Annotated in this window: 11 protein-coding genes; 10 read left to right on the forward strand and 1 reads right to left on the reverse strand. The window is 48.0% G+C overall.

Annotated features, from left to right (window positions below):
• The first annotated feature begins 60 nt into the window (after positions 1-60).
• The 8 genes from IEX62_RS00320 to IEX62_RS00355 all read left to right on the forward strand — a co-directional run bounded on the left by IEX62_RS00320 (position 61) and on the right by IEX62_RS00355 (position 7,350).
• Positions 61-570, forward strand: a complete 510-nt coding sequence (locus IEX62_RS00320) for a sigma-70 family RNA polymerase sigma factor (RefSeq protein ID WP_188773427.1) — start codon at positions 61-63, stop codon at positions 568-570.
• Between the two features lie 53 nt (positions 571-623).
• Positions 624-1,835, forward strand: a complete 1,212-nt coding sequence (locus IEX62_RS00325) for a hypothetical protein (RefSeq protein WP_188773428.1) — start codon at positions 624-626, stop codon at positions 1,833-1,835.
• Complete coding sequence (locus IEX62_RS00330; protein WP_188773429.1) at positions 1,832-2,809, forward strand: ABC transporter ATP-binding protein; 978 nt, start codon at positions 1,832-1,834, stop codon at positions 2,807-2,809. The genes IEX62_RS00325 and IEX62_RS00330 overlap by 4 nt, the downstream gene beginning before the upstream one ends.
• Positions 2,806-3,681, forward strand: coding sequence for an ABC transporter permease (locus IEX62_RS00335; protein WP_188773430.1), 876 nt, complete (start codon positions 2,806-2,808; stop codon positions 3,679-3,681). The genes IEX62_RS00330 and IEX62_RS00335 overlap by 4 nt, the downstream gene beginning before the upstream one ends.
• A gap of 206 nt (positions 3,682-3,887) precedes the next feature.
• Positions 3,888-4,343 carry an OsmC family protein gene (locus tag IEX62_RS00340; protein WP_188773431.1) on the forward strand — a complete coding sequence of 152 codons (456 nt, stop codon included), beginning with the start codon at positions 3,888-3,890 and terminating at the stop codon, positions 4,341-4,343.
• A 70-nt stretch (positions 4,344-4,413) separates the two neighbouring features.
• Positions 4,414-4,872: a cupin domain-containing protein gene (locus IEX62_RS00345; protein WP_188773432.1), complete on the forward strand. Its 459-nt coding sequence runs from the start codon at positions 4,414-4,416 to the stop codon at positions 4,870-4,872.
• A 7-nt stretch (positions 4,873-4,879) separates the two neighbouring features.
• Positions 4,880-5,176 carry a hypothetical protein gene (locus tag IEX62_RS00350; protein ID WP_188773433.1) on the forward strand — a complete coding sequence of 99 codons (297 nt, stop codon included), beginning with the start codon at positions 4,880-4,882 and terminating at the stop codon, positions 5,174-5,176.
• A gap of 437 nt (positions 5,177-5,613) precedes the next feature.
• Positions 5,614-7,350 carry a sensor histidine kinase gene (locus tag IEX62_RS00355; RefSeq protein ID WP_188773434.1) on the forward strand — a complete coding sequence of 579 codons (1,737 nt, stop codon included), beginning with the start codon at positions 5,614-5,616 and terminating at the stop codon, positions 7,348-7,350.
• A gap of 330 nt (positions 7,351-7,680) precedes the next feature.
• Here the strand turns inward: IEX62_RS00355 and IEX62_RS00360 are convergent, their stop codons facing one another.
• On the reverse strand, positions 7,681-8,877 hold the full coding sequence (locus IEX62_RS00360) for an acyltransferase (RefSeq protein WP_188773435.1): 1,197 nt from the start codon (positions 8,875-8,877) through the stop codon (positions 7,681-7,683).
• A gap of 1,015 nt (positions 8,878-9,892) precedes the next feature.
• Between IEX62_RS00360 and IEX62_RS00365 the strand changes: the two genes are divergently transcribed.
• Together IEX62_RS00365 and IEX62_RS00370 are read left to right on the forward strand one after the other, a co-directional pair.
• A complete protein-coding gene (locus IEX62_RS00365; protein ID WP_188773436.1) occupies positions 9,893-10,726 on the forward strand; it encodes a nucleotidyltransferase domain-containing protein in 834 nt (277 codons plus the stop codon).
• Positions 10,723-12,153, forward strand: coding sequence for an RtcB family protein (locus IEX62_RS00370; RefSeq protein WP_188773437.1), 1,431 nt, complete (start codon positions 10,723-10,725; stop codon positions 12,151-12,153). The genes IEX62_RS00365 and IEX62_RS00370 overlap by 4 nt, the downstream gene beginning before the upstream one ends.
• Positions 12,154-12,155: the final 2 nt, after the last annotated feature.

Below are 12,155 nucleotides of genomic sequence, written 5' to 3' on the forward strand. Positions count from 1 at the left end.
TACAAATCCAGCGGCATGCCCGTCTTTCTTATAGCTGCAGCGGAAAGGAGCATCCATTTGATGAACAAACCGGAGCCGGAACAGTTCAAACAGATTTTTTATGAACATTACCCCAGTGTCAAACGCAAACTAAATGCAATGGTTCGTGACGAAGCAGCGGCTGACGATCTGGCGCAGGAGGTCTTCCTCCGCCTCTATCGCAATCCGCCAGATCAGCTTGAGGCGATTGGTGCCTGGCTGCATCGTGTGCTAACCCGAATTGCTTATGACTATATGGATAAAAAGGCGCGTGAACGCCGTTTACAAAATAAGCAGGAGCAATACTATGACCTGAATGAGTCGATCACCCCGGACGGAGAACAAACCGTAATCCGAGAGCAGGAGCAAGCCGAGCTGCATGAATGGCTGGATCAGCTGCCCGAGCGAGATAAGCAGGCATTATTGATGAAATATTCAGGCTACAGCTATTCGGAAATTGCCGAGCAATTGCAGCTCAGACCACCGATCGTAGGCACACTGCTTCATCGTGCAACGAACAAGTTACGTAAAAAAATGCTGAATTCCACCTGATCAAGTCAATATGTATTGAAGCTTACCCATACAAATAAAGGAGGAAGTTGCAGGTGAATAGACATCCTATGCAAGGAAACGATGACACTATCAACCAACACGACACGAAGCACCGTCCCGCTGACGATGCTCGAAATAATACGGCTGATCGTGCTGACACCGATGCAGCCTGGATGAAAATGCAGGCGCTGCTTGCCAATGAAGAACCTCATCCGAACTGGCAGCAATGGAACGAATACCAGCCGACCGTATCTGATGTATCCACACCGGAGCCCACCCCAATATCGAATGTGAAAGGATTGAAGACAATGAATCATCAACCATCCCCTACACCCCAACAGACGAATACAAAAACCCAATCACGCCGCTTTGGCAGTAAAGCTCGTAAATGGACAGCTGGTATTGCCGCGTGCGTTGTGGCAGGTACGATATTAGCCACCCCTTTTGGTAATAATGCACTGGCATCGCTGTTAAATCAGTTCCGTATGCAGGATTTGACGGCAATCAATAATGACGGGATCACAAATATGATCGATCAATATCATGAAAAAGGTGTAACGACCGAGGATATGAACCGTTTCGGTACATTCTCGTCCACTAGCGGTACGTACGAAGGCGAACAGACAGCCCATCAAGCGCTAAGCAAGCTGGGGTATAAAGCTCTCCCCGCATCCGCACTAAAGCAGTTTGAAGATCGTGTGTATATTTTCAGATCGCAGACAGACACGTACAAACTGAATACAAATGCTGTGAATAGCGCGATTACACGTCTGGGTGGTACAACGTTATTGCCAGAAGAAATGAATGGCAAGCTCATCACGATCAATCAACCAGAGACGATCCACTACCAGATGATTCAGTCTGATCCAAATAGTAATCCGGATAATACGTGGGCGAATCTGGAGCAAATGGCGGTACCCAAAGTAACCTTTGATGAAGGAGTAGACCCTGCTCGTCTGTTTGAAACGCTAGCAGATCTGCCATTGGTACCACAGGATGTAAAAGATATGCTGCAAAAACAAAGAGTATTAAACGGCGAGTTGCCGCTACCTGTTGTGTCTAATAAACAAAGTCAACGTGTACAGGTAAACAATATCCCGGTTGTCATTCAAGAGCAGCCTCATGTTGATGGACAAAATGATTACGCCATCTACAATGCATACTGGATCAAAGATGGTGAATATTTCAATCTGCAAGGTAGCCAAAACGTATTCGCCAACACAGATGCTATCATTGCCAAAGTGAAGGAACTGACAGCCTCATGACACAAACGGCTATTCATATCGATAATCTCACCAAGCAGTACGATAATGGCCGCGGCTGCCGCAATGTGCAGATTACCGTGGGACAGGGGGAAGCCTTTGGCTTCCTCGGTCCCAATGGTGCTGGCAAAAGCACGCTCGTCAAAATGCTAGTAGGTCTGATTACGCCAACGAGCGGTACGGCTTCGCTATTCGGCGATGCAATCGGAACGGTAGCTGCCAAGCGGCATATCGGCTATCTGCCAGAGCTGTACCGTTATCAGGAATGGTTGACCGGCAGTGAAGTGGTGCGGCTACATGCCCGATTGTGTGGATTGGATAAGCAAACAACAGAGCGCCGTATACCAGAACTACTCGATCGCGTAGGCATCGGTAATCGTGGCAAGGACAGAGTGAAACAGTATTCCAAAGGTATGCAGCAGCGTCTTGGATTGGCATGTGCGCTAGTTGCGGATCCGCCGATTCTGTTTCTCGATGAACCGTCTTCAGCGCTTGATCCAGTCGGTCGACTTGATGTACGTACACTACTGCGTGAGCTCAAGCAGGAAGGGAAGACGATTTTCTTGAACTCGCATTTATTGGAGGAAGTAGAGAATATTTGCGACCGGATCGCCCTGCTCAACAACGGCGAGATTTTGCGTCATGGTACGGTACAACAGGTGCTGCATGCACAGACTCGCTGGCTATTCAAAATCGGGGGCTATACTCCCGAAATTTTGCCGTGGTTGATCGAAACGAGCGGCGTACAGCTACATCGCGCAGAATCGTTACCTGACGGCGAGAGAAACGGGGGTAGCATGGGCGATGAAATCTGGCTGGAGGCGGTCATTGATAATGAGCAGCAGGTGGGTCTGATTACAACGCTGATCGTGAATCAAGGGATGACATTGTACTATGTGTATCCGGTACGGGAAAGGCTGGAGGAATGGTTTATGGAAGCCGTATCAGGACTCAGCCACCGGGGGGAACAGGAATGAATACGATTATTGGAATGACGTGGAAAGAACTGTTGCGCAAAAAGGTGATGCTCATGACGCTGGTCATGACCGTCCTGTTCCTGGTACTATTCTGGTTTATCGCCAGTACATTAACCAGGGATGTTCCTCTTTCCCCTACGGGCGCCGTAGATTTGGTTGCGCAGTATGCGAAAGGCTCAACACTGCTGACACTTGGCTTTTTCTTTGGTAGCTTTATTCTGGCGTTTCTTGTTATTTTCAGCTCGTTCTCGTCGATTTCCGGTGAAGCGGAGATTGGCATTATGCAGGCGACATTAACTCGTCCGATTCCACGCTGGAAATGGTATATCGGACGCTGGCTCGGATATGTCACGTTCGGTATGCTATATGCGCTATTGCTATATGTATCGATTATTATCGTAACGGACATTCATACGTTTGTACCGGGCAATCTGATGGTACATATCCAGTCCTTCCTCGTCTATGCTATGGCTGTGCCGATTCTGATTACGCTTAGCTTGCTCGGTTCAACTGCTTTTTCCGCGCTGGGCAACGGTGTATTTATGACGATGTTCTACGGGGCAGGCTGGCTCGGCGGAATGGTAGAGAAATTCACGTCTGTCATGAGCTTGGAGCCGGATATACATCAGAGATTGAACAATATTACTGGAATCATCTCGTTCCTTATGCCCGTCGATGCGCTACAACGCAAAATGATGGCGATTATGCTAGGGTTCGATGACCTCGCCGGGATGGTGGAAGTCGGTTCTTCACTGACTGCTGGCATGGGGCTGGGACAGGTCGTTTCAGGTAGCTTTATCGTCTATGCTGTACTGTATACCGTAATCTTGTTGCTATGGGGCATGAGACGGTTTAATCACAAAGAATTATAAAGGCAAACACTGCTACCGGATTTTATTCCGGCTGGGCGGTGTTTTTGCTTTGAAGGATGAAGTAACAGGATGCTTAGACTGCACATTATATAGCTGAATATGGTACACTAATGCCTGTACACAGCCTTGATCGTTGTGAGAGAGTAAGCTATAAAGGCAGGTATTGGAGCCTGACTCTGACCATATTATTCGGGAGATGATCCTATATGATTCACGAATTTATACTGGATGCCGACTGGAAGGGTGGACGCAATAGCGAAGGCACCATTTCCTCTGGCAACCTGAATACCGTCATTTCTATTCCGCAACCGATGGGCGGGCCGGGAACAGGAACGAATCCTGACGAGATGCTACTGGGCGCAGCCGCGACCTGTTACATCATCACACTGGCAGCCATGCTGGAGCGCTCGAACATTACAGTAGAGCAGCTGACCATGCAATCGCAGGGCAATGTCGATGTGACGAACAATATTTTTACGTATAAAGAAATTATTCATCGCCCGCATATCGTGCTGTCTGCCAGTGCTACAGCGCAGGAGCTGGAAAAGGCTGAATTGCTGGCGCACAAGGCGGAGCAGTCGTGCATGATCTCGCGCGCACTGGCAGGCAATGTGCAATTGTCCACAGAGCCGAATATTCATGCCGCGCAGCCAGCGAAATAAGGAACATCAGCAAAGCAGTAATCCAAGCTATATCGCTCAATAACCATCTAACGAAAGAAGGTCTATTTTTATGAAAACTCAATTACCTCTATCTCCGCTTGTAGCTGCACTTGATCTGAAGCCTCACGAGGAAGGCGGCTGGTATCGCGAAATGTGGAAGGCATCGTTCGAGATTCCGCAAAGCATTTTGCCACCTCAATACTCCGGTCCGCGCTTCTCTGCAACATCGATCTACTTCCTGCTGCATGCAGACGAAACGTCTGACTGGCATGTAGTCCATTCGGATGAGCTGTGGCTGATCCATTCCGGTAGCCCGCTGGAGCTGACACTGGGCGGAAGTGGCGAGCATCCAGAAGAAGGGGAGAAATTCATCCTCGGTCTGGACATCGAGGCTGGGCAGATGCCGCAGGTATTGATCCCGGCTGGTGTATGGCAGATGGCACGTCCTCTGGGCGATGAGCCGGTCTTCGTATCATGCGTGGTCGCTCCCGGCTTCCACTATGACGATTTCAAGCTGATCGAGCGTTAATTTACACATGATGTGGCATACGCTTGCACAGCTGCTGGCGGTAATCCAGCTTGGACAGAAGGCACGTACGATGGATGGGATGAGGATTGTGATCCGAACGACAGCAGGGCTCGTCTGGGCAGAAGGCAGATTACAGGGTCAGCCTGTTCCATTGCAAGAGCATCTGTTTTCCGATCTGTGGACAATTTTCGAGGATGACGACTCACTCGTCTGGCTTCCTGAGCGCCAGCAGCATACAAAGCGTACACTGGAAATGCTGGAAAATCAGTACCTGGAGTGGCGTGCCGAGCGAATAACAGAATAGTGAAATAGCGTGAATGCAGATGTTGTTTTACTGTACGTGCTCTTTTGAATACATAAGCGACTGTAGTAAAGCCATCTGTATGTTAAGCTTATTGAAGCCTATTCGTGCGTCAATAAGCGGTTTCAAGACTCCGGCATGCATGTTCATTGTGCAAACGGAGTCTTTCTTTATGGATTTATTTAGCCACCTCGGTTACAATAAATATTAGGCATCTTTTCCAGAAATTAATAGAAGCGAGGATTTAATCGCATTATTTTTTGGAAATCCGATGTAGTGGGACAAAGTTCATGGTATGATCGAAGAATAGCATCGAACTTTGTCGATAAAATGGTTAACGCACTTATCTATCCATGCATAAATACGAACGCCAGACATGGTTTCCTATCGTCGCATATTCATTTTCAAGTGCTGATATAAATGGGGGTAAGACTGCTAATATGAAACAGCGCAAGAGCCTGTTGCCCAAACCGATCCCGGTAACTGTCTATATACTGGTTATTATGGCTGTTGTATTGCTAATCGTTAATACGACCTATTACTTTTCGACACGCAGTGCATTGATTGCTGTACAGGAGCAAAATATGCGTGTCATCGCCGAGCAGATTCGATCCTCGATCAAGCTGTCCCAGAGTGGGGAAGAGTTTGTGGAGAACCTTAATGGTGAAAACTTACGTATGGCTGCACAGGCGGTACAATCGACGCTTGGAAGCCGTTTGTCACCGATTACGAATGACCAGCTGGCCAGTCTTGGTAAAAAGATTGGTGTTGACCGTATCACGCTGTTCCAGCAGCAAGGGGACAAGGTGGTCGCTGTTCGTTCCTCTGATCCGGATGATCTGAACCGCTGGAGCAACTGGCGTAATGATTGGCTCAAGGCAGTTAAGCAATTGCTGCGCAAACAGGAGCCGAATGTAGAGCTCGGGCAAAAGCTGCCTAACTTCTGGGGCGCACCGCTGGTCGCTTCCGATGATGATGCTTCCGCTATCAGTGAAAAGCTAGGCTTTTATTACGATGGAACAACCGATTATGTCATTAGCGTGTATATGGATGACGAATCCGTTCGACAGTACCGTCAGGATACAGGTGTTGAAGCGGTTATTCGCGAGATTTTGCATGGCGAAACGAATCGCCAGACGCTCGGCATCTCTATTTTCAATCCACCGATCTTCCTGGATCAGGCGAAGCAATACAATTCGCGTGGTGTGATCTGGTATGACGAGAATCAGACGCTGAATAATGACTATTCCTACAAAAATGGCACCGATCTGGACAATGTACGTCAGGTGAACCGGACGAATCAGCTCATCTCAGTAACCGAGACGTATAATAACAAGCAGGTGCTCAAAACGTTCATTTCAGTAGAACTCACCTATCCAGCGATCATGATGATCGTCTCGGATCTGACCGAGGTACAGCAGCGATTGAACGAGCAGCTGATTCTGATCTCGCTCACGATTCTGCTCTGTACAATGGTCATTATCGCGCTTGTGCTTGGTGTGATTGCAATGCTGAATCGCCGTACGGAAGCGGTAGCACAAAGTGTACAAAACGTGTATCTGGAAAATATCGATGCCCTGTTTAACTCGATCAAGGAGCAGCGACATGATTTTAATAACCATGTGAATACGATTCAGCTGCTCGTCAAAATGAAAAAGTATGATGATCTATCCGCCTATACCGCAGAGCTGGTCGGTGAATCGATTGCGATGAACCAGATCATTAATATCAATCTGCCAGCGATGTCTGCGCTTATTCAGGCGAAAATGACACAGGCATATGATCGCAAAATCAAGTTTGAATACGAGATTGCTAATCTCAAGTCAGTACAGTTCGGAACAGTCAAATCAACCGAGCTCGTCAAAATTGTCAGCAATCTGATCGATAACGCCTTTGATGCCGTGCTCGAAACAGAAAACCCTGACAAGCTAGTTCGTGTGACCGGACAGATTCGCGGTGAGCAATTGACCTTTACTGTCGGCAATAATGGCAACCCGATTCCCGAAAAGCTCAAGCAGCAGATTTTCGAAGCGGGCTTTAGCACCAAGCCATTGAACCGGAAAAACTCCGGTCTGGGGCTGGCGATTGTAACGAAAATATTGAAAAAGCACCGTGGGATCATCATGGTGGAAAGCGACGAGCAATGGACAGAGTTCTCTGTTCGTCTGCCGATGTAGGTGGTTATGATAGTAGTCTCGATGCGAATCCAGCCAGACTACAGGCAAGTCCTGCGATAAGCTATTCTGTTCATAAGAACAGAAGCACAGAAGCCTAAAAAAAAGACCCGATATCTCCATCTCTCTGTCATGAGAGGAACGGATATCGGGTCTTTTGCATGGAATACAGTTGTGTAGCACAGGATAGTACCATCTATCATCAAGATGAATAGCCTTATTTTCCTGTGCTTGCATTGATCACACTTTACGATCGGACAGCTAGAGCGAACGATCGTATTGCCATAAGCTCACATCGTCAACGATTATCACTTCAAGCTATGTCAACGATCATCACTTCGCACCTAACACGCTACGCGGTGAAGTGCTTTGAGTAGACTTGGACTTTTTACGTTTACCCGCAGAGCCAGTCAGCCATTGCCCACCTGGCAGACGGGATAACAGGCTGGTCAGAGCAATCGCCGCTGGAGCGACAATAGCAAACGTCAGAACAGTAGTCAGTAAATGCAGATCCGTCAGCACCAGCTTACGTGTCCACGAGGCGACAGCTGCTAGAAGCAGCGCATGAGACAGATATCCACCAAATGAATAGCGTCCACACCATTGCAGGAAGCGTGTAATCGCATGCTGCTGGCGAGACAGCAGGATTGCCAGACCGTACATAAGCAGCATTTGAGATACGACGAGTACGAATGTTGTTGGCTTCAGATAGGTCGATACATTCAGATCGATCGCATCGTTCGAGTGTTGTAGCAGATCATAGCCGAGCCAGATATACATGCCCAGAAACACGAGCGTCGTCCACGGCAGCAGACGTAGAATCGTCTCGCGCCATGTCTGAATCGCAGAGCCACAGACCGCACCGAGTATAAAGTAAAAGAAATAAAAGCCAAATTCGCTAGTACGATAATTCAGCAGCGTTTGCAATATTCCACCTGCGTCCCAGAATGGAAATACATAATAACAGAGCCACATAAGCCAGCCGTAAGCGACAGCTATCACAATTAGCATCCAGACGATACGTTTACGTTGTTCCTCTGGTGAATGCTGCTGTAACACATGCGTACGGAATTGACGAGCCAGCCAGCGAAACGCCGGAAATAGCATATAAAATTGAAAAATCATAATGACGAACCATAGATGATAGCCGTTCGTCGGAACAATAAGCTGCTGGAAAAATGACGATACGCTTTCTTTAGAAAATAGCGGCTGATGATTGCTCAATCGCACCGTCAACCAGTAAATGATCGTCCAGACGACAAAGGGAACATAAATATCACCGATTCGTTTCCATAGCACAGGGCGATACGATCTGCCCCCGCCATACTGATAAAATAAAATCGCTCCTGCCAAAAATACAAATGTCAGCGTCCCAAAGCGCGTAAAGTGATACAGCATCCCCAGCATAATCGAATCTGCTGGCATAATATCACTGCGATAAATATATTCTCCAATGCTGTGCTGCATGACGACAGCGAGAAAGCATAAGCCCCGCAGCAGCGACCATTCGTTAATTCGCTCTTTTGTCATGGATTCACCTCGATCTGTTTATCAATAAAGACAACCTTGCACCAGTGAAACAGTCTAGCAAAAGAAGATGAATAGAATATGAAATACTGGTTATTTAGAACAAATGTCATACAAAAAGATAGCTTGCTACATTCAGTATTACTATACACGAAATTCAGGACTAAAGTCCTTTTTTTATTATTCTGATTTGACAATTGGAAAAATAAGTCGTTATGATGGAGGTACATTTTATATGAGGGGAGGTTGGAAGATATGACCTGGGATACGACCACGAGTTACATTCAGCATTCTGATCGTCCAATAACGGACAATCAGCACAACGATAGTCAAGCTTGCCATTTGACAACTGCATATTCCTGTTCAATATTTTCTAGCCTCCAACGGACGACATAATCTTCAGTGTATCGAAGTTATAGCTTGACGGGTATGGTTTATAGCCATACCATGCGAGGATCAGGTGAGCCATTGCACCTGATTATTTTTATGGGCAAAAAGAGCAATACGAGTAACAGCGTATCGATCATATAGGATGTGATCGGAATCGATTGTGTGAACGTAGGTACAGTGTTAACGCACTCCAGCCGTACTTCACGCCATGATCAGCGACATAACGATCAGCGAATGCCATGCTATCGTTACCGCTATACGACAGGCTCTATGCGACGCCCTCGCTCCAGCTATATCCTTCGGTGTAGTATTGAAAATTACAGTTGTATTCAGCTAACGGATCGCCTCTTTTCTCGCTACGATAGAGATAGAGCAACGACCATCAAGCCGCAGCCCGTAGGAGGGATTGCGGCTTTTTTTGTTGAAATCAGAACGATAACGGAATATAACGCAGACGATGAATAGACAAGAATTGGATTCTAGATATAAACGAAGTAGACGCTAGATATTTACAAAGCAAATGATCAATAGACAGGAATTCGTGCAGCTTCGCAGCCAAGATGAGCTGGTTAGTATGCTTGATTTTAGCAATACGCATCATAGGAATACAAAGAAAGGAGTGGTGAACATGAGAGCGATCGACGCTACCATGCAGCAACGAATCATAGATCAGCTTCGTGACATTGAGGTACGCGAGGATGTGCGTGTGCTATACGCATGTGAAGCCGGTAGCCGTGCATGGGGAGGCGATGCGCCGGATAGTGATTATGATGTGCGCTTTATCTATGTGCATCGCCCGGAATGGTATCTGTCGATATTTACGCGCCGCGATGTGATCGAGCAGCCAATTGATACAGGACTGGATCTGAATGGCTGGGATATGGTGAAGGCGCTGAATCTGTTTCGCCGCTCCAATCCGTCCATACTGGAATGGTTAAGCTCGGATATGGTGTATATGGAGCATGACCAGTGGAGCGCACAGCTTCATGCGTGGAGCGAGCAAGCCTTCTCCCCGAAGGTATGCATGTATCATTACTTGAGCATGGCAAAAAGTAATTTCCGTAGCTATCTGCAAGGCGAGCAGGTACGCATTAAAAAGTATATGTACGTGCTGCGTCCGCTACTCGCATGTAGCTGGATTCATGACAATCGTACCTTTCCGCCGCTAGCGATGGACACGCTGATTCAGTATGGGCTTCATGATGAAGCATTGAGAAATGATGTGAATGAGCTGCTACAGCGCAAGCGTAGCGGTCATCTACATGGAGTCGAAGCAAGTCTGCCGCGTGTGCGGCAATTTATCGACCAGATGATTAACGAGATGGAGCGATGTGCCACAGAGATGCCAGTAAGCACGGGAATTGCCGATCATCAGCTGGATGAGCTATTTCGTGCGACACTGCATAGCGTATGGGCAACGCCCGATGATGATACGTATAGAAAAGAGGATAAACCTTTATGATAACAAACAACGATTCTTATATTCATCAGGTACGGCTACCTGCCGGTGACTTGAATGTGTATGCTAATCCAGAGCTATTTGCTGGACTGGATTATAAAGTATTTGAAATGGCCAATAACAATCTGCAAATTCCCGGCATTCGCTATATGGGCTATACGCCTGATGTTCATGTGGGGGTTGGTACATGTATCGGTACGACTGCCGTATGGGGCAACGACGACGGAATCGTATCCCCCTCCATCGTCGGTAGCGATATCGGCTGTGGGATGCGTGTACATCTGACCAATTTGCACCGTGATGATCTGCGCGAGGTGAAGCTGCGCCGCAAGCTGGTGCGTACGATTGAGAAGTATTTGCCGATGGACTCCCAGCAACGTGGACATTTTGCCGATCTGCGTCTGGAGCATGTAGTGCGTAATGGACTGAAAGGACTGCCGGGCAAATATGTACCGGACAGCTACACACCGAAGCGCGCGACATCCTTAACCCATGTGGAGGAAAGCCGTTTTCAATTTGACGAAAATGTGCTGAATGGGGTGCAGGATCGTGCATGGCATCGTGGTCATCGCCAGCTGGGTACGCTTGGTGGCGGTAACCATTTTGCTGAAATTCAAGCACTGGAGATTGCCGAGGAGAATCGCGCTATTGCCGAAGCATGGGGCATGTATGATGGACAAGTTGTCGTGATGATCCATTCTGGCTCGCGCTCATGGGGCGGTGCCATTAGTCAGGATAGCAATCCGGCGATGCTGGCGGCCATGCAACGCTTAGGACTCGGTACAGCCGATCCACGGCTTGCCTTCCTGCCCTTATCGCATCCAGAAGCCAAGCATTATGTGAATCTGATGTATTCGGCACTTAATTATGCAACAGTGAATCGTCATCTGATCGCCTTTGCGATTCGAGAGGCGTTCCGCGATGTGTTTGGTAATCAGTGCGAGCTGCGCACATTGTACGATCTGATGCATAATTATGCCTGGTCTGAATACAGCGGCGAGGAAGCGATGTTCGTTCACCGCAAAGGAGCAACACGCGCGCTGCCAGCAGGGCATCCCGGCAATCCGAAGCCTTATATGGAAACCGGTCATCCGGCGCTCATTCCAGGCTCGATGGGCACTTCATCGTATATTATGGTCGGTCAGCCTGGCGGAGAGTCGAACTACTATTCGATCTGTCACGGAGCGGGACGTATACGTTCACGCTCCGCAACCAAGCGTCTGGTCAAAGTAGACGAATTCGCTAGCTCGCTCAAGGTTGGCACAGACGACGAGATTGTGGTGAACCAGCGTTCACTGGAAAGCATACTGGATGAATCGCCACAGGCTTACAAGGATGTGGATCAGATTATTGAAAGTGTGACTGGAGCCGGACTCGCCTCTGTCGTCGCTCGTTGTCAGCCACTGGCAGCGATCAAGGGAACGAACTGATC

This window comes from Paenibacillus hunanensis, assembly GCF_014645615.1.
In the GTDB taxonomy this organism is placed as follows: domain Bacteria; phylum Bacillota; class Bacilli; order Paenibacillales; family Paenibacillaceae; genus Saccharibacillus; species Saccharibacillus hunanensis.

Coding starts and splice junctions, on each gene's coding strand:
- IEX62_RS00320 (WP_188773427.1), top strand. CDS start 61: ATGAACAAACCGGAGCCGGAACAGTTCAAACAGATTTTTTATGAACAT.
- IEX62_RS00330 (WP_188773429.1), top strand. CDS start 1,832: ATGACACAAACGGCTATTCATATCGATAATCTCACCAAGCAGTACGAT.
- IEX62_RS00335 (WP_188773430.1), top strand. CDS start 2,806: ATGAATACGATTATTGGAATGACGTGGAAAGAACTGTTGCGCAAAAAG.
- IEX62_RS00340 (WP_188773431.1), top strand. CDS start 3,888: ATGATTCACGAATTTATACTGGATGCCGACTGGAAGGGTGGACGCAAT.
- IEX62_RS00345 (WP_188773432.1), top strand. CDS start 4,414: ATGAAAACTCAATTACCTCTATCTCCGCTTGTAGCTGCACTTGATCTG.
- IEX62_RS00350 (WP_188773433.1), top strand. CDS start 4,880: ATGATGTGGCATACGCTTGCACAGCTGCTGGCGGTAATCCAGCTTGGA.
- IEX62_RS00355 (WP_188773434.1), top strand. CDS start 5,614: ATGAAACAGCGCAAGAGCCTGTTGCCCAAACCGATCCCGGTAACTGTC.
- IEX62_RS00360 (WP_188773435.1), bottom strand. CDS start 8,877: ATGACAAAAGAGCGAATTAACGAATGGTCGCTGCTGCGGGGCTTATGC.
- IEX62_RS00365 (WP_188773436.1), top strand. CDS start 9,893: ATGAGAGCGATCGACGCTACCATGCAGCAACGAATCATAGATCAGCTT.
- IEX62_RS00370 (WP_188773437.1), top strand. CDS start 10,723: ATGATAACAAACAACGATTCTTATATTCATCAGGTACGGCTACCTGCC.